This window comes from Streptomyces sp. NPDC002643 (assembly GCF_053592555.1).
In genome coordinates this window covers 1-16,949 of record NZ_JBSFVY010000068.1, presented here as the reverse complement: position 1 = coordinate 16,949, position 16,949 = coordinate 1, and the positions used below count along the sequence as shown (strand labels likewise).

The following is a 16,949-nucleotide window of genomic DNA, read 5'->3' as shown; positions in this document are numbered from 1 at the left end:
CCGCAAATGTCACAGCCCCGCGCCCCTAAAGGCTTGGGGCTGCGCCCCGCCTTTTCAGGGGCGCGGGGAACTGCGCGAGCGACCCCCACCCACCCGCGGTCGCCCGGATACCGCGCCGTCCGAGCTCTCCGCCGGGGGCACCGTCAGGCGTCGGCGGCTGTCAGGCTCATCGGGCCGTAGATTTCCGTCGTGTCCTCGTAGAGGCGGACCTGTTCGGCGCCGCCCTCCAGCAGGGCCTTCCAGTTTTCGCCGATCCATGACTCGGCGTCTCCCTGGGTCGTGAACTCCTCGGGCTGGACCACGGGCTGGACCTCCGTCCCGTCGGCCTTCTCGAAACGCCACGTCCATGCCGCCATGTGAGCCTCCGTAGGTACCGGCCCGGCGCCGCACACAGCGCCGAGCAAGATCCGGTCGACCAGAGCCTAGGCCCTTACGGGGGATCATGTCCCGGACGCGGAGAGTCAGCGGGGGTCGACAGGCCCCTGCGGCTCGTTCCGTTCGGCGGCTCCGTCGGGTGCGCAAGACCTGCGGGTGGGGGCGGCGACGCGGGAAAATCGGGGTGTGGAACTCACTCTGCTCGGCACCGGTGCCCCGGCGGGACTCCCCCGCCCCGACTGTCCCTGCGCGGTGTGCGCGACCGCGCTCGGCGCCGCCGCGCGCGGGGCGACCGCGCTGCTCGTGGACGGCTCGTTGTTGCTGGACCTCACGCCCGGCGCCGCCCTGGCCGCCGCGCGCGCCGGGCGCTCGCTGAGCGGCGTACGGCAGGTGCTGCTCTCCCATCCGCACGACGGGCCCGCCCTGGAGGTGCCGGCGGGGCTGCCGCAGCCGGGGCGGGTGCCGGACGGGCGGGAGTTGGCGCTGCTCACCGGGCACCGGGTGCGGGCGCTGGCCCTGGACTCGCCGGGGACGGGGTACGCGGTGACCGGGCCGGGTGGGCAGCGGGTGCTGTATCTGCCGCCCGGGGGCGCCCCTGCGGGGGTCGGGGAACAGGAGGGCGGCGAGTCGTACGACATGGTGCTGCTCGATGTGTCGGGGCGGCCCGACGCTCTGGCGCGGTTGCGGGCCGTGGGAGCCGTGGGGGCCACCACCGATGTCATCGCCGTACACGTCGATCACGACGTGCCCTCGGGCGGGGAGTTGGCGCGGCGGCTCGCCGCGGTGGGGGCGAGGGCGGTTCCGGACGGGACGACGCTGACCGTGGGGGTGTACGAGGACGTGCCCGATGTGCCCCGGCGGACGCTTGTGCTCGGCGGGGCCCGGTCGGGGAAGTCCGTCGAGGCCGAGCGGCGGCTGGAGGCGTTTCCGAATGTGCTGTACGTGGCCACGGGTGGGCTGCGGGGCGGGGACACCGAGTGGGCGGCGCGGGTGGCGGCGCATCGGGAGCGGCGGCCGGGGTCCTGGCGTACCACCGAGACCTGCGACCTCGTACCGCTGCTGAAGGACGACGACGGGGCCCCGCTGCTCATCGACTGTCTGTCGCTGTGGCTGACCGATGTGATGGATTCCGTGGGGGCCTGGGACGACGCCGAGTGGGCGGGCGGCGGGGAGCGTGCGCTGCGGGCGCGGGTGGCCGAACTGGCCGACGCCGTACGGCACACCCGTCGTACCGTCGTCGCCGTCTCCAACGAGGTGGGCTCCGGGATCGTGCCCGCGACCGCCTCGGGCCGCCGCTATCGCGATGAACTCGGGCGGCTGAACGCGGCGTTCGCGGCGGAGTGCGAACACGTGCTGCTGGTGGTGGCCGGACAGGCCCTGCCGCTACGGAGTTGAGGCGCCGGGAGGCCGCCGCGTGGCGGGCGCCTGAAGGGTGGCGGGGGCGGGTGGGAGTGGTGATCGGCGCGCGAGGATGCGGTGCACGCGGGGTGGGAGAAGGGCGCGGGAGCGGGTGGTGAGGATCTCGTAGCCCGCCCTTTCGAGTTCGGCGAGCAGGTTGCGCAGGGGCATCAGGTGAAGGGGGCACGGGCGGTCGTACGGTCTCCAGGGGCGGCGGCCGCCGACCGGGAGCGTGCCGAACGGGCCTGCGGGGTCCGGGACTTCGAGGAGGAGATGGCCGCCGGGGCGCAGGACCGTGTGGGCGGCGCGGAGTTCCACGCGGGGGTCGGCGGTGTGTTCCAGATGGTGGAACATGCTGATCACGTCGTAGCGGGCGCGCAGCAGTGTGGTGATCTCCGGGTCGGTGAGCCGGCCCCGGTACGCCTCGTCGATGCGGCCCTCGTCGCGGGCCCGTTCGACGCGCGGGGTGGGGTCGAGGCCGTCGAAGGCGGTGTACGGGTGTACGGCCCGCGCGGCCTCCGCGAAGTAGCCGTGGCCGGTGCCCACGTCCAGCCAGCTCTCCGGCTCGGGGTACGGGAGCAGGGCGCGGGCGGCCAAGCGGTGGCGCCGGCGGCGCAGTCGGGCGGTCAGGCCGACGGGGACGTGGCCGCCCTCGGTGGGCTGCCGGTGGTGGCGCAGGAGCAGACCGTCCGGGGTGAGCCGGGGGTTCTGGAAGGTGTGGAAGCAGTCCAGGCATTCGTCCACCACGAATGTGCCCGGAGTACGCCGCGCTCCCTCCGGCGCACGCGCCCGCGTACGCAACTCCCGTGAGCCGCACCAGGGGCAGTCGTCCCGGCGCGGCTCATGGAAGGGATCGGCGCCCGGGGCGAGTCGGCCGGGGCCCGGCCTCGGGGAGGGCGCGGGGGAAGGGGAGGGCGAGGGCGGCATGACGTCTCCCGTGAGAGCGCGTGGAGCAGAGGTGAATATTCGCCTCAAAAAGGTACGTAAGCGATCTCGGTCCCGGGTGCAATGACGTGCCGGTGGCGCGGTGAAGGAGGTGCACGCGGCGGGGACATGGTGTGGCGCGGTCGCGTTCGAGCGCTGCCGGTACTGTTCGGCGAATGAGCTCGCTTAATCTCGACGACTTCACCGATCTGATCGAGCGCCCCGACGGCGGGGTGCGCCGCGACGCCGAGGCGCGGCGGGAGCGGCAGATCGTGCCGCCCGGGGCGCTGGGCCGCCTCGACGACCTGGGTGAGTGGCTGGCGGCGGCGCAGTCGGCGGTGCCGGTGCGGCCGATCGGCCGGCCCCGCGTGCTGCTGTTCGCGGGCGACCACGGTGTCGCCGAACTCGGCGTGTCGGCGCGGGATGCCGGTACCGCCGACCAGCTGGTGCGGGCCGTGCTCGACGGAAGCAGCCCGGTGTCCGTGCTGGCCCGGCGACTCGACGTACCCGTCCGCGTGGTCGACCTCGCACTCGACTGCGACCCGGACTCGCTGCCCGAGGAGGTCGTACGGCATCGGGTGCGGCGCGGTTCCGGGCGGATCGACGTCGAGGACGCGATGACGGCGGAGGAGGCGGAGGCCGCGTTCCGCGTCGGGGTCGCGCTCGCGGACGAGGAGGCCGACTCCGGGACCGATCTCGTCGTACTCGGTGATGTGAGCGTCGGGGGGACCACCGCGGCGGCCGTGCTCGTCGCCGGGTTGTGCGGGACCGACGCGTCCGTCGTGACTGGGCGGGGTGGGCGGGCCATCGACGATCTCGCGTGGATGCGCAAGTGTGCCGCCGTACGGGACGCCCTGCGGCGGGCCCGGCCGGTGCTCGGGGACCAGCTGACGTTGCTGGCGACCGTGGGTGGGGCGGATCTCGCGGCCATGACCGGGTTCCTGCTGCAGAGTGCGGTGCGGAAGATGCCGGTGATCCTCGACGGGGTCGTGTCGGCGGCCTGTGCGCTCGTGGCCCAGCGGGTCGCCTTCCGGGCGCCGGACTGGTGGCTGGCCGGGCAGAGCAGTGGGGAGCCGGCGCAGGCCAAGGCGCTGGACCGGATGGCGATCGAGCCGCTGCTCGACCATGGGGTGAAGGTCGGGGAGGGGGCGGGGGCGTTGCTGGCGTTGCCGCTGGTGCAAGCTGCGGCGGCCTTGGCCGCCGAACTTCCTGAGAAGAGCGCCTAATAGCTCGGGGGGAGTGGGTTGGTGGGCGAGTGCGGGTGAGTGGGGGCTGGTCGCGCAGTTCCCCGCGCCCCTGAAAAGCAGGGGCTGCGCCCCGATTTTCATCGGCCCGCACCCCCGTGTGCAGCCGAAAGCCTCGCTCAACCCGGCCCGTCGGGGGTGCCCCCGATCCAGTTCTGGAAGCGGCGGCTCGGGCCGAGCCAGCGGCGGTCGTGGTGGTAGGCCCGTAGCCAGGACTTGGCTCGGGCGCGCGGGCGGCGGCGGTAGAAGCGGCGGGCCCAGGCCGAGGTGGGGCGGGCCAGCCGGATCGCGCCGATGACGGCGATGAACGGGATGATCACCCCGAAGAGCGCCATCCGCGCCTTGCCCTTGCCGAGGGCGATCAGGGCGATCAGGAAGTTCGCCCCGATGGTGAGGATGGCGGCGCCTCGGTCCTGGCGTTCCTCCTCGCTGAGGTCGTTGACGCCGAAGGGCAGGAAGCCGCCCAGCATCAGGACGACCAGGGCCGCCGTCACGGCCACCACCTCGACGCTCTTGCGGCCCTCCTCCGACCAGTACACGTCGTCGAGGTGCAGGATCAGCGCGAACTCGTCCAGCACCAGTCCGATGCCCATCCCGAAGAGCAGGGCGGCGATCAGCGCCCCGAACCCGTGCCCGTCGCTCGCCACCGAGCCGAAGCCGCCGGCGACGGTGAGGAGGACTCCGGGGACCACATGGTGGATATGCACCCCGCCGGCGCCGCTGACGTTGCGGAACGGTCCCTTGCCCGCCCGGATGAGCCGGGTGATCATCCGGGTGACCAGGAAGGTCACGACGAACGCGGCGAGGGCGACGAGCAACGGCAGCTTGCCCGGCTCGACGATGTTCCGCTCCCACCAGTGGCCCATACGCGCACCTTATTCGGGTATGCCCCTTCCGCCTTGTCCACGGCTGCCGTTCGGGTACGTCGCGCTCCCCGTTCGCCGGGTAACCTGCGCCGGTGTCCACGCCCTCCGCCTCCGAACCGACGCCCTCCGCCTCCGAGCCGACCCTCTCCGACGGTCTCCGTTTCGCCTTCGGCACCCTCACCGCGCTGCCCGTCCGGGTGGACCGCTGGGACCGTGACGCGGCCCGCGTCGGAATGCAGTGCGCGCCCGTGGCCGGGCTGGCGGTCGGCCTCTCCTCGGCCGCGTTCGGCGGTCTGCTGCTGCTCCTGGGCGCGGGCCCGCTGCTCGCCGCCGTCGCCTCCGTCGCCGTACCGGCCGTCCTCACCCGTGGCCTCCACCTCGACGGCCTCGCCGACACCGCCGACGGCCTCGGCAGCGGCAAGCCCGCCGAGGACGCCTTGCGGATCATGAAGCAGTCGGACATCGGGCCGTTCGGGGTGATCACGCTCGTCTTCGTACTGCTGGCCCAGGTGGCGGCGCTGGCGGAGCTGTACGGCGGCTCGTGGGCGCGGAGTGCGGTGGCCGTGGTCGTCTCGGCGACCGCCGCCCGGCTGGCGCTGACCCTGGCCGCCCGTACGGGGGTGCCCGCCGCGCGGCCGGAGGGGCTGGGGGCGGCGGTGGCGGGGGTCGTCCCGGTGCGGGGAGCGGTGCTCGCCGTGGTCGCGGTCACGGTGGTGGCGGCCGGCGCGGGGGCGTTCGCCGGCGTGTACGACGTACGCCCCGCCCTCACGGTCCTCGCCTCCCTCGCCGTCGCCGAACTCCTCCTGAACCACTGTGTGCGCCGCTTCGGCGGGGTGACGGGCGATGTGTTCGGGGCCCTTGCGGAGACGGCGGCGGCCACCGCGCTGATCATGCTGACGTTCGGTTCGTGAAAGTCGGCGGGAAGGCCGACAGGGAAGTCAGCAGGCCTCCCGCCATGCCTCCAGCTCGTACTTCTTCAGCATCGAGCTGAACCCCAGCTCCCGGACCTCCGGGCAGAACTCCGAGGTCTTCAGCTCGTACTCGACGTGGAAGACGGCCTTGTCGGCGTCGATGAACGGGGTCATCGCGTCGCACTCGTCGAACTGCGCGCACTGCTCGTTGACGGCGAAGTCGAAGTCGTCGACCAGGGCCGGGATCTGGTCGAGGTCGTTCTTCAGGCCCACGGCCATCCCCCGGTCATGGGCGAGGCGGGCGATGAGGCGGTTGTAGCGGAGCTGGTCGGCGGCCTTGATCGGGAAGCCGGTCTCGTTGCGGTAGCCGTCCATGTTGTCGGGCTCGACGGCGTCGAAGCCCTTCTCCTCGCACATGTCGAGACGGGCGGCCATCAGGGGTTCGAGGACATCGAGTGCGCGGATGTCCAGCCAGCGTTCGCCGTCCCAGCCGTTGCTCTCGCCTATCACCGACTTCGGGAAGTCGTCGGCGTCGGGGCGCCAGTCCTCGAAGGCGCCGGTGGAGAGATAGCAGATGACCTTGCGGCCGTCGTCGTGGAGCGCGTCGACGGTGTCGGCCGATACGTCGAAGCCGTCGACGTCGTAGACGGGGACGTCGACGGAGGTGTCGACCGTGCCTCTGAGCTGCCACTGCCAGTCCAGCCCGGGCCGGGGCCGCCAGCGGCCGTCCACATCCGTCTCTTGGCTCTCCTTGCTCTCCTTGCTCTCCGGCTTGTCGTCGGATGCCGTGCCGCAGCCCGCGATCAGCAGGAGGGCGGTCAGCAGGGCGCTGCGGGCGAGGGCGCGGTTCATCGGGGCTCCAGGGCGTGGGGGAACGTACCCCACGGATGATCTCCCACGCCGGGTACCGCGCAGTGCACGGCCGCTCCCCGGGCTCGGGCGAGGGCCCCGACGTCGGCGTCCGGCGGTGCCCCGTACACGAGGTGGCAGACCTGGGTGCCGAGTCCGCCGCTGCCGCCGGGCCATGGCGGGAGGCGGCATTCACGGTAGTTCTCCCAGGTGCCCTCGAAGGTGACGACGAGGTCGGCGATGCGGGCGTAGGCGGGGTGGGGCGGGGTGCCGTGGTTGAGGGCGAGGGTGGAGCGGGGGCCCGCGCCCGCTCCCCAGACGGCCGTCGCGAGCCGCCGGTAGTAGTCGAACTCGTCCATTCCGGCGGCCACTTGGTCGAGGAAGGCGCCGTCGGCCCGGTACCAGGCGCGATGTCTGGTCAGATCGCGTACGACATCCGGGACGGCCCGGCGGCCGTACGCGGTGTCGACATAGCCGAGCACCCGTACGCCCGCCGTCCGCAGTCGGCCGCTGATCTGGAGGAAGGCCGGGTCGGGGGTGTCGCCGGGGCCGCAGGCCGGGTTGAGGACGACGCCGTAGAGGCGGGGGGCGGCGGCGACCAGGGCGTCCCATTCGGCGGGACGGACCGAGGGGTGCTCGTAGTAGGGCACGAGGAGGGGGCGGGTCCTGCCGGTCGGTGTCGTCACCGGTGTGCCGTCACCCTTCCCAGCAGACCGCAGACCAGGCCGATCTGGAGCACGGCCGTCACGGCGTAGACGGTCAGGCCGAACTCGTGGGAGCCGCCGTCCGCGTGGGTCGCCAGCGCCGTGGTCTGGACGAGGGCGGCACCGCAGCAGACGACGGCCGTACCGCGTACGGCGCCGTAGGACTGGAGCAGCAGCCCGGTCCACAGCACGACACCGAGGAGGAGCAGACCGGTGAGGTGGAAGCTGTCGAGGCCGGGGGCGTGCGGCCACAACTCGGCGGTGCCGTGGGCCAGGACGAGGAGGGAGGCGAGGTATCCGGCGAGGCACTGGACCAGGGTCACGGCGGTGGCCCGGCGGAAGGCGCCCGGGGTGCTGCTGGCGCGGAGCCCGGCGAGACCGCCGCCCCGGAAGCGGTACAGCAGCCATTCGGCGGGGCCCATGCTGAGCGTGAGCGCCACGGCCGCCGGGGCCGCGACCGTGCTGTGCTCGGCGTGCGGGATGAGCCCCCGGAAGGTCGCGAACATCACGAGGGCACCGGTGCCGAAGCCGAAGAGCCCGTACGGGAGGGAGGCCGCGAGCGGGGGTGCGGTGGGCCGCTCCGGGCTGGCGCCGGGAGCGCGGAGGGACAGCAGCGTGGCGAGCCGGGCGGCCGGCCGCTCGCCGGAGCCCGGCTTCGGTACGGCGCCGCCGACGCCCGGTGTCCGTCCGACGCCCGGTGTCCGTACGCCGCCCGCGTCCGGTGCCCGCTCGGCGTGATCGCCGCGAGGTGTCCGTACGGCGCCGACGCGGCTCGACTCCCCGACGGCCGGGGCCACTTCACGTGCCGCGAGGACGGTGACCACGGCCAGGGACCCGGCCAGCAGCACCAGTCGCGTCCAGCCGTGGACGTGCTCGACCTCGGCGAAGAGTCCGCCCGCCGCCATCGGCAGCAGGGCGTACAGCAGGAGGCGTTCGCGGCCCATGACCAGCAGGACGGTCGCGGCGGCGAGGTAGCAGGACTGGCCCACGGCCAGCGCGACGGCGCCGGACGGGGTGGCGCCCGCCGCGAGGAACGCGGTCGCCGAGCCCAGCAGCGCGCCGACCGGGGCGCCGAGCAGCAGACAGCGGCGGGCGGCGGCGCGGTCGCCGAGGCCCAGCCAGGTGTACGCGCGGTGGGCGAGGCCCTGGTTCCAGGTCCAGCCGGTGAGGGCGCCGGCGAGCAGCGGGACCGTTCCGGCGGGCAGGCCGAAGGCGTCGTGCGGGCCGGTGAGGAGGGGTGCGGCGAGGAGGTAGCCGAGGCCGGGCAGGGCGAAGACGACCCCGCGCAGCACACAGGCCAGCAGACCGATCTGCCAGGGGTCGGGGGCGGGGCCGGCCGGTTCGGGGTGGGCGCGCTCGACGCGTTCGTACAACTCCTCGGCGAGCGCGAAGGAGTTGCGGCAGCCGTACCGTTCGCGGATCTGGTCGTCGGACAGGCCGTCGGACTCCAGCAGGGCGGCGATCTCGTCCGGGTGGACGGCCGCCGCGATGAAGTCCCTGAGCCGGTCGGCGAGTTGGTCGATGGGGTCGGGCTTGGCCCAGCGGGGCGGCTTGGGCCGGGGCACCGAGGGGCGGGCGGCCGGACGGGCGCGGAGGCTTCCCTCGGTGGCGTCGGTGGCGCCGGAGGCCGTACGGAGGCTTTCGCTTCCGGTGCACGGTGTCGTACGCGGACCCTCGTGGCGTGGGGTCGAGGGTGGGCGGAGGCTGTCGGTCACCAGTCGCTCCCGTCGGTGGCCATGGTCCGGTACCAGGGGTCGCGCAGTTCGAGGGTCCAGTCGCCGACCGTCTCCTGCGCGGGCTCGTAGACCACCTCGTCGCGGCCCGCGAGTTCCCGGTAGATCGTGCGGAAGGCGTCGACCGAGCGGCGCAGCGTGAACCGGTCGATGACCCGCCGGCGGGCCGACTCGCCGAGTTCCAGCCGCCGTCGGCCGTCCCTCAGCAGCGCGAGCGCGGCCTCGGCCATGCGCTCCGGGTCGCGGGGCGGTACGACGATTCCGGTGTCGCCGACGGCCTCGCGGACCCCGCCGACGTCCGTGGCGACGGTCGTACGCCCGCAGGACATGGCCTCGATGAGGGAGAACGGGAAGCCCTCGGAGATGGACGACAGCATCACGACATGCCCGGCGGCGTAGGCACGCCACACCTCGTCGATGCGGCCCTCGAAGGTCAGCCCGTCGCCGACGCCCAGTTCGGCGGCGAGTTTCTCCAGGTCGGTGCGGTACTCGTCGCAGCCGGCCGGTACGGGGCCGAACAGCCGCAGCCGGGTGGTCGGGATCTCGGCGCGGACCAGGGCGTAGGCGTGGAGCAGGGTCTCCAGGTCCTTGATGGGGTCGATACGGCCGCACCAGGTGAGGGTGGGGGTGTCGGGTTCGGGTCCGGCGTGCGGGAAGGCCGCCGGGTCCACGCCGTTGTAGACGGTACGGATCTTGTCGGCGTCGGCGCCGCCGCGCTCCTCCCAGCGGCGGTTGTACTGGTTGCAGGGTGTGATGAGGTCGGCGGCGCGATAGCCGAGGGAGTTCAGTTCGCGGTGGAAGCCCAGCATGAACGCCTTCACGGGCCAGCTGCGGCTTTCGGAGCGGTCGCCGAGGTAGCGCTCGCGGAGGTAGATGCCGTGCTCGGTGAGGAGGAAGGGCACACCGTCCAACTCCCGGGCGGCGAGCGCGGGGAGGGCCGCGAGGCCGTTGCTCACCGCGTGGGCCACACAGTCCTCGGGGAGACGGGCGCCGAGTGGCCGCAGGGCGTGTTCGAGGAGGTCGGTGGCGGTGAGGGCGTCGTGGACGGTGGGCCCTGCGGCGGCCGTCGGCAGATGCGGCAGCGTCCAGATCCACATCAGCGAGCGCAGCGCGGACTCGGTGCGCAGGGCCGCCGACAGCCGTCCGGCGCGGGCGAGTTCGGCCAGCTCGTACAGCGCCTCGCCGAAGTCGCAGGCGGAGGTGGGGTCGAGGAAGGCGAGCAGCAGCCGCTCGTAGGCGTCGGTGAAGCGGCGGAAGGCTCTGCCGTACGGGGGTGTCCGGCGGCCGGGGCGGGGGCCCCAGGTCGGTACGCGGGTGTGGCGGTGGACGTTGGGCGGGAGGTCCCAGGTCACGGGTTCGCGGCCGGTGCCGGTCAGGGACACGACGTGGAAGCGGGTGTCGGGCATCGCCCTGATGATTTGGTCGCACCAGGTGCTGACGCCGCCGTGGACGTGGGGGTAGGTGCCTTCTGTGAGCAAGGTTACGTGGTGGCCGTTGCGCATGGCTGCGCGGGTCCCCCTTTTTGATGTGCGGATGATGTGCGGGGGACCGCGCCCCGGAACCCGACTGCGGGTGGGTGGGGGCTGGTCGCGCAGTTCCCCGCGCCCCTTAAAGGCCGGGGGCTAGGGCAAGTTGAGGCTTACCGTCGGCTGTGGTGATTCGGGTGTCGTCCAGGCCGAGCGGGCGCCCGCGTACGGGGTGCCGAACTCCGTGGTGCCCAGGGGTTGTTGCTGGGTGGTGCCCTCGGGGGCCGTCAGTGGGATCTGGGTGCCGGGCGGGGTCTTGATCGTGACCGTTTTGCCGATGCGGTAGGCGGTGACCGTGCCGTTGGCGAGGGCCGTCTGCCAGGCGGATCGGCGTTTGAGTTCGGTGCCGATCGCGCTCTGGCGGGGGTTCTCCAGCGGGGTGTTGGCGGCGTAGAGGGCGCGGTAGTCGGCGAGGACGCGGTCCAGTACGGGGTAGAGCAGGCGGTCCTCGGCCAGGTTGGACTGGTGGGCGTAGTGCGGGCGCGGGTCGTTGCCGGTGGCGTGGAGGAGGGCGGTACGGGCCTCCTGCGGGACGATGTGCGACGCGTAGCCGGTGGCCGGGTCCAGCGGGGCGGCGAGGCAGGTGGAGGTCGCGCTGTTCTCGCAGATGCCGCTGCCGCCGTCGGCCGCCGAGGTGTAGACCCAGTTGTACTCGTCGGTCATCTCCTCGGCGGTGCCCACGTTGTAGTACACGTTCATCGGGTGGCGCGGCACGGTCAGGGCCTGGCCCACGGAACGCTGGTCGGGCTCGCGGGAGTTGTCGGAGGCGATCCAGCTGACACCGTTGTCGGCGAGCGCGCCGGCGAGGTTCGGGTTGTCGTCCGGCTGCTGGGGCAGGGTCTTAAGGCCCGAGTGCTCGCCGGTCACCAACTCGCCGCGCTGGACGGGGAGTCCGTGGGCGAGGGCCCAGTCGTGGTTGTCGCGGATCTGCGCGGAGATCTCGGCCCGGCTCAGGTAGCGGGTGGTCCCGTCGGCGTTCTCGGCGCAGCTCCAGGGGACGGTCGAGGTGTCCTGGAGGCAGCCGAGGTACTGGTGGGTGTAGGTGTGGTTGATCCAGCGGTAGGCGGCCCGGTCGGCGAGCAGGCGGTCGGTGAGGGCGTCGGTACCGCCGTGCTGCTCCTTCCACTCCTCGCCGCTGCCGCCGTTGTAGACCATGTCGAGGGTGAGGCCGCTTGACTGCTGCCACTGCTTGGCGTGCGCGGCGTCGGCGGCGGTCATCCGGATCGGGGAGGTCTCCTCGCCGCAGTCGAAGCTGCCGGGGGTGCAGTCGCGTTCGCTGTCCCAGCGGCTGTCGGGTGAGAAGACGTCGTCGATGTGGAGGGCGAAGTAGTTGCGGCTCCGGCCGAGATGGACGCCGTCCGTGAGCCACTCCACGATGCCTCGGGCCAGCACCCGGAACTGCCGCTGGTGCTGGTTGTGGGCGAAGGTGACGACCAGCTCGCGGCGCCCGTCGTGCGCGTACTCGCCGACCAGGCTGCCCCGGCCGGAGCCATCGGGCACCTCGATGTCGACGTAGCTGGTGAAGCCCGGGCGGGGCCGGGCGACGAAGGCGTAGCTCTCCGATACGTCCGGGGAGTTGTCCTCGAAGGCGACGGGGCCGTCCAGGTATCCGAAGAAGCCGGCCTTTCCGGCGTCGGTGACGGCGGCGGTACGGCCGTCGAGGGAGCCCGCGTAGCCGCCCTCGCCGGTGTGGTCGAGGCCGACGCCGGGGTGCGCCCAGGTGTAGGCGTCGACCTGGGGGATGCTGTACGTCCGCTCGTAGCTCTCCAGGGCGCTCTGCTCGGGCGAACCCTCGCCGAACGGGGCCTCGTTGGGGAGCACCACGCCCTGGTATCTGGCGCGGGGGGTGCCGCCCACAGTGTCGCTGAGGAAGGCGGCGTCGACGGTCGGGCGGCCCGGGTCGTCGAGGTCGAGCCTCGTGTAGGGGATGCCGTTGCTCTTCAGCTCGGCGGTGATGGCCTGGACGGGGCTGTCGCCGTTGTCGACGACCAGGACCTTCAGATCGATGCGGGGTGCGGGGGCCGCCGACGCCCCGGGTGTCACCCCCGGGCCCGCCGTCAGCAGTCCTGCGGCGGCCATGACGGCGGCCGCGTCCCTCCATCTGCGCGCGTGGTAGGCCATGTACGCCCCTCCCCCGCCAGGCTCCCCCGATCTCGAACCCGGGCGGATCTGCGGAAATGACGGAAATGATGCAAACCGATGAGCTGATCACTTCGGGATCAGGGACGAGTGTGACCCAGGTCATGGGTTGCGAGGGCCGAGAAGTGACCATGAGGCCACACAGGGGTGAACGTCCGCAGGAGTGATCGAAATCAGGAGGCGCGATAGGGCCTGTCGTTTGGATCACGCCGGCTTCGGGCCGCGGCGTCTCGATGCTGCCGGTGAGCGGGGCGATGGGGGTACCTCCCGTGGTGGGGGCACCTCCCGCTCGAACGAAGCTGAGAGTGGGGGAGAAGCCGAGCGTGGGGGAGTTGGCGACTGACGACAACGCCGCTGGGGGTCCCCCCACGCCCTTGAGGCAGTGGGGGAGTGCGTGCCACACCCCGCGGCCCAGGCGTGATCCAAACGACAGGCCCTAGGGATCACCCTATGGCGAAGTCATGGGGATCTCCCTGCGTGGTCGGGGGTGAAAGTCAGGGACGCTGGTCGGAGCGGACGGTGTGGGGGCTACGGGGTACGCAACTCCCCCACGCCCCAGGTCCGGCGGGCCGAACAGGGCCTAGGCTCGTTCTCTGCACGTCGACCTATCCGTTCGGCCACCGAAACTCAATCGGAAGCGAGATTTCACCACCGTGACTGCTCTCACTCTCAGCACCGCCGCCGTGTCGGGCCTCCGCGCCGACGCGATCGTCGTCGGTGTCGCGAAGGGCTCCGCACCCAAGTCGGGGGACCTGGTCGTCACGCCGGGCGCCGAGGCCGTGGACGAGGCGTACGACGGCAAGCTGGCCGGCATCCTCACGACACTCGGCGCCTCCGGCGCGGAGGGCGAGGTGACGAAGCTGCCCGCGCCGTCCGGCTTCAAGGCCCCGCTCGTGGTGGCGGTGGGCCTGGGAGCGGAGCCCGACAAGGACGGCTCGTTCGGCGGCGAGGCGCTGCGCCGGGCCGCCGGTGCCGCGGCCCGGGCGCTGGCCGGTTCGAAGAAGGCCGCGTTCGCGCTGCCGCTGGCCGACGCCGACGCCGTGGGCGCCGTCGCCGAGGGCGCGCTGCTCGGGGCGTACTCCTTCGACACGTACAAGGAGAACGGCCGTCAGGCGAAGGGCGCCGGCAAGGACGCCAAGGGCAAGAACGGCAAGGCGCCGCTCGCCGAGGTGGCTCTGCTCGGCGCGAAGCCGCGCGACCGCGCCCACAAGGCCGCCGCCGAGCGCGCCATCGCCGTGTCGGAGGAGCTGAACCGCGCCCGCGACCTGATCAACACCCCGCCGAACGACCTGAACCCGGCCGCGTTCGCCGCGATCGCCCAGGCCGCCGCCAAGGAGCACGGCCTCAAGGTGGAGGTCCTCGACGAGAAGGCGCTGGCCAAGGGCGGCTACGGCGGCATCCTCGGCGTGGGTGCCGGGTCGGCGTCGACGCCCCGGCTGGTGAAGCTGTCGTACACCCATGGCAAGGGGAAGAAGCACCTCGCGTTCATCGGCAAGGGCATCACCTACGACTCGGGCGGTATCTCGCTGAAGCCCGCCGGGCACAACGAGACGATGAAGTGCGACATGAGCGGCGCCGCCGCCGTGTTCGCCGCCGTCGTCGCCGCCGCGCGGCTGGGGCTTGAGGTCAATGTCACCGGGTGGCTCGCCCTCGCCGAGAACATGCCGTCCGGCTCCGCCACTCGGCCGGGTGACGTCCTGCGGATGTACAGCGGCAAGACCGTCGAGGTGCTCAACACCGACGCCGAGGGGCGGCTGGTGCTCGCCGACGCGCTCGCCAAGGCGTCGGAGGAGAAGCCGGACGCGATGGTGGACGTGGCGACACTGACGGGCGCGATGATGCTGGCGCTGGGGAACCGGACGTTCGGGATCATGGCCAACGACGACGCGTTCCGGTCGGCGGTGCATGAGGCCGCCGAGGCGGTGGGTGAGGCGTCGTGGCCGATGCCGCTGCCGGATCATCTGCGCAAGGGGATGGACTCCCCGACCGCCGACATCGCGAACATGGGGGAGCGGTACGGGGGCGGGCTCGTCGCCGGGTTGTTCCTGAAGGAGTTCGTGGGTGAGGGGGTCACGTGGGCGCACCTCGACATCGCGGGGCCCGCGTTCAACGAGGCGGGGCCCTTCGGGTACACGCCCAAGGGCGGCACCGGGAGCGCCGTGCGGACTCTGGTGCGGCTGGCGGAGTTGGCTGCCTCGGGTGACCTGGGGTGATGGTCGCCTAACAGCTCGGTCCGATCCGCTGTGTGGCGAGTGCCGGGGCGTGGGGGTTGTTCGCGCAGTTCCCCGCGCCCCTTCAGGTCGGCTGCGGTCGGCCTTTGTGACAAGTGAGCGTGTGGTGTCTCACACCCCAGCCCGGCGTCTCGTTCTCTCTCGACAAGTGCGAAGATGGGGCTCGGCAGGACAGGGCCCCACCGAAGGGCCGAAACAGAGCGGCCGGACACCAGCCGACCGACCGGTCATCCCCGTACGGGACAAAGGTGCCGGCGTAGGCGCACATGCATGGAGGACGTGACGTGGCGAACGACGCCAGCACCGTTTTCGACCTAGTGATCCTCGGCGGTGGTAGCGGTGGTTACGCCGCGGCCCTGCGCGGGGCTCAGCTGGGCCTGGACGTCGCCCTGATCGAGAAGGACAAGGTCGGCGGCACCTGCCTGCACCGGGGTTGCATCCCCACCAAGGCCCTGCTGCACGCGGGCGAGATCGCCGACCAGGCCCGCGAGAGCGAGCAGTTCGGTGTGAAGGCCACGTTCGAGGGCATCGACATCGCCGGGGTCCACAAGTACAAGGACGGTGTGATCTCCGGCCTGTACAAGGGTCTCCAGGGTCTGGTCGCCTCCCGCAAGGTGACGTACATCGAGGGTGAGGGGCGTCTGTCCTCCCCCACCTCCGTCGACGTGAACGGCCAGCGCATCCAGGGCCGCCACGTCCTGCTGGCGACCGGCTCCGTGCCGAAGTCGCTGCCCGGTCTGGAGATCGACGGCAACCGCATCATCTCCTCCGACCACGCCCTCGTCCTGGACCGCGTGCCGCAGTCCGCGATCATCCTGGGCGGCGGGGTCATCGGCGTGGAGTTCGCCTCCGCGTGGAAGTCCTTCGGCGCCGACGTCACCGTCATCGAGGGCCTCAAGCACCTCGTCCCGGTCGAGGACGAGAACTCCTCCAAGCTTCTTGAGCGCGCCTTCCGCAAGCGCGGCATCAAGTTCAACCTGGGCACCTTCTTCCAGAAGGCCGAGTACACCGCCGACGGCGTCAAGGTCACCCTCGCCGACGGCAAGGAGTTCGAGGCCGAGGTCCTGCTGGTGGCGGTCGGCCGCGGTCCCGTGTCCGCCGGTCTCGGGTACGAGGAGGCCGGGGTCGCCATGGACCGCGGCTATGTCCTCGTCGACGAGTACATGCGGACGAACGTCCCGACCATCTCCGCCGTCGGTGACCTGGTCCCGACCCTCCAGCTCGCGCACGTCGGCTTCGCCGAGGGCATCCTGGTGGCGGAGCGGCTGGCCGGTCTGAAGACGGTCCCGATCGACTACGACGGTGTCCCCCGTGTGACGTACTGCCACCCGGAGGTCGCCTCCGTGGGCATCACCGAGGCCAAGGCCAAGGAGATCTACGGCGCGGACAAGGTCGTCGCTCTGAAGTACAACCTCGCGGGCAACGGCAAGAGCAAGATCCTCCAGACCGCGGGCGAGATCAAGCTCGTCCAGGTCAAGGACGGTGCCGTGGTCGGCGTCCACATGGTCGGTGACCGCATGGGCGAGCAGGTCGGCGAGGCCCAGCTGATCTACAACTGGGAGGCCCTCCCCGCCGAGGTCGCCCAGCTCATCCACGCGCACCCCACGCAGAACGAGGCGCTCGGCGAGGCCCACCTGGCCCTCGCGGGCAAGCCGCTGCACTCGCACGACTGACCCCTCGGTCGACGAAGCGACGATCCAGACTTCCGCAATTTCGTAAGGAGCAACAGAAACCATGGCGGTTTCCGTAACCCTTCCGGCGCTCGGCGAGAGCGTCACCGAGGGCACTGTCACCCGCTGGCTGAAGGCCGAGGGTGAGCGCGTCGAGGCCGACGAGCCCCTGCTGGAGGTGTCGACGGACAAGGTCGACACCGAGATCCCCTCCCCCGCCGCCGGTGTGCTCGCGTCCATCAAGGTCGCCGAGGACGAGACGGTCGAGGTCGGCGCCGAGCTGGCCGTGATCGACGACGGCACCGGTGCGCCGGCTGCCGCGCCCGCCCCCGCCGCCGAGCCCGCTGCGGCTCCGGCCGCGGAGGCCGCCGGGGCGCAG

At 72.2% G+C, this 16,949-nt stretch carries 14 protein-coding genes; 6 read left to right on the top strand and 8 right to left on the bottom strand.

Features of this window, described 5'->3' with window-relative positions; all coding sequences use genetic code 11:
• Positions 1-143: 143 nt before the first annotated feature.
• Positions 144-356 (bottom strand): hypothetical protein, encoded by a 213-nt coding sequence (locus tag ACWD4G_RS45055; protein WP_451304462.1) that lies wholly within the window; start codon positions 354-356, stop codon positions 144-146.
• 205 nt (positions 357-561) lie between these two features.
• Here ACWD4G_RS45055 and ACWD4G_RS45050 point away from each other — a divergent pair, with 205 nt between their 5' ends.
• On the top strand, positions 562-1,770 hold the full coding sequence (locus ACWD4G_RS45050; protein ID WP_451304460.1) for a bifunctional adenosylcobinamide kinase/adenosylcobinamide-phosphate guanylyltransferase: 1,209 nt from the start codon (positions 562-564) through the stop codon (positions 1,768-1,770).
• On the opposite strand, the gene ACWD4G_RS45045 is transcribed toward ACWD4G_RS45050, so the two are convergent.
• Positions 1,759-2,700 (bottom strand): class I SAM-dependent methyltransferase, encoded by a 942-nt coding sequence (locus ACWD4G_RS45045; RefSeq protein WP_451304458.1) that lies wholly within the window; start codon positions 2,698-2,700, stop codon positions 1,759-1,761. The two genes, ACWD4G_RS45050 and ACWD4G_RS45045, sit on opposite strands and share 12 nt — an antisense overlap.
• Positions 2,701-2,873: 173 nt before the next feature.
• Here ACWD4G_RS45045 and cobT point away from each other — a divergent pair, with 173 nt between their 5' ends.
• Positions 2,874-3,923, top strand: a complete 1,050-nt coding sequence (cobT, locus tag ACWD4G_RS45040; RefSeq protein ID WP_451304456.1) for a nicotinate-nucleotide--dimethylbenzimidazole phosphoribosyltransferase — start codon at positions 2,874-2,876, stop codon at positions 3,921-3,923.
• Between the two features lie 137 nt (positions 3,924-4,060).
• On the opposite strand, the gene ACWD4G_RS45035 is transcribed toward cobT, so the two are convergent.
• Positions 4,061-4,807, bottom strand: a complete 747-nt coding sequence (locus ACWD4G_RS45035; RefSeq protein WP_451304454.1) for a hypothetical protein — start codon at positions 4,805-4,807, stop codon at positions 4,061-4,063.
• 92 nt (positions 4,808-4,899) lie between these two features.
• On the opposite strand from ACWD4G_RS45035, the gene ACWD4G_RS45030 reads away from it, so the two are divergent.
• Positions 4,900-5,718, top strand: coding sequence for an adenosylcobinamide-GDP ribazoletransferase (locus ACWD4G_RS45030; protein WP_451304452.1), 819 nt, complete (start codon positions 4,900-4,902; stop codon positions 5,716-5,718).
• Positions 5,719-5,745: 27 nt separating this feature from the next.
• On the opposite strand, the gene ACWD4G_RS45025 is transcribed toward ACWD4G_RS45030, so the two are convergent.
• The 5 genes from ACWD4G_RS45025 to ACWD4G_RS45005 form a co-directional block, all read right to left on the bottom strand.
• Complete coding sequence (locus tag ACWD4G_RS45025) at positions 5,746-6,570, bottom strand: endo alpha-1,4 polygalactosaminidase (protein ID WP_451304450.1); 825 nt, start codon at positions 6,568-6,570, stop codon at positions 5,746-5,748.
• The gene (locus tag ACWD4G_RS45020; protein WP_451304448.1) at positions 6,567-7,253 is read right to left on the bottom strand and encodes a spherulation-specific family 4 protein; all 687 of its coding nucleotides are present in this window, start codon (positions 7,251-7,253) and stop codon (positions 6,567-6,569) included. Before ACWD4G_RS45020 ends, ACWD4G_RS45025 begins: the two co-directional genes overlap by 4 nt.
• Positions 7,250-8,986, bottom strand: coding sequence for a hypothetical protein (locus tag ACWD4G_RS45015; protein WP_451304446.1), 1,737 nt, complete (start codon positions 8,984-8,986; stop codon positions 7,250-7,252). Before ACWD4G_RS45015 ends, ACWD4G_RS45020 begins: the two co-directional genes overlap by 4 nt.
• The gene (gene pelF / locus ACWD4G_RS45010; RefSeq protein ID WP_451304444.1) at positions 8,983-10,506 is read right to left on the bottom strand and encodes a GT4 family glycosyltransferase PelF; all 1,524 of its coding nucleotides are present in this window, start codon (positions 10,504-10,506) and stop codon (positions 8,983-8,985) included. Before pelF ends, ACWD4G_RS45015 begins: the two co-directional genes overlap by 4 nt.
• Positions 10,507-10,626: 120 nt before the next feature.
• Positions 10,627-12,651: a hypothetical protein gene (locus ACWD4G_RS45005; RefSeq protein ID WP_451304442.1), complete on the bottom strand. Its 2,025-nt coding sequence runs from the start codon at positions 12,649-12,651 to the stop codon at positions 10,627-10,629.
• Between the two features lie 671 nt (positions 12,652-13,322).
• On the opposite strand from ACWD4G_RS45005, the gene ACWD4G_RS45000 reads away from it, so the two are divergent.
• The 3 genes from ACWD4G_RS45000 to ACWD4G_RS44990 form a co-directional block, all read left to right on the top strand.
• The gene (locus tag ACWD4G_RS45000; RefSeq protein ID WP_451304440.1) at positions 13,323-14,882 is read left to right on the top strand and encodes a leucyl aminopeptidase; all 1,560 of its coding nucleotides are present in this window, start codon (positions 13,323-13,325) and stop codon (positions 14,880-14,882) included.
• A 302-nt stretch (positions 14,883-15,184) separates the two neighbouring features.
• Positions 15,185-16,573 (top strand): dihydrolipoyl dehydrogenase, encoded by a 1,389-nt coding sequence (gene lpdA, locus ACWD4G_RS44995; RefSeq protein ID WP_451304438.1) that lies wholly within the window; start codon positions 15,185-15,187, stop codon positions 16,571-16,573.
• Positions 16,574-16,634: 61 nt separating this feature from the next.
• On the top strand, positions 16,635-16,949 hold a 315-nt coding region (locus ACWD4G_RS44990; protein ID WP_451304436.1), incomplete at its 3' end, for a biotin/lipoyl-containing protein.

Bases quoted from the DNA above. Each gene is read 5' to 3' on its own strand.
- ACWD4G_RS45035 (WP_451304454.1), bottom strand. From the start codon at position 4,807: ATGGGCCACTGGTGGGAGCGGAACATCGTCGAGCCGGGCAAGCTGCCG.
- ACWD4G_RS45045 (WP_451304458.1), bottom strand. From the start codon at position 2,700: ATGCCGCCCTCGCCCTCCCCTTCCCCCGCGCCCTCCCCGAGGCCGGGC.
- cobT (WP_451304456.1), top strand. From the start codon at position 2,874: ATGAGCTCGCTTAATCTCGACGACTTCACCGATCTGATCGAGCGCCCC.
- ACWD4G_RS45005 (WP_451304442.1), bottom strand. From the start codon at position 12,651: ATGGCCTACCACGCGCGCAGATGGAGGGACGCGGCCGCCGTCATGGCC.
- ACWD4G_RS45055 (WP_451304462.1), bottom strand. From the start codon at position 356: ATGGCGGCATGGACGTGGCGTTTCGAGAAGGCCGACGGGACGGAGGTC.
- pelF (WP_451304444.1), bottom strand. From the start codon at position 10,506: ATGCGCAACGGCCACCACGTAACCTTGCTCACAGAAGGCACCTACCCC.
- ACWD4G_RS45025 (WP_451304450.1), bottom strand. From the start codon at position 6,570: ATGAACCGCGCCCTCGCCCGCAGCGCCCTGCTGACCGCCCTCCTGCTG.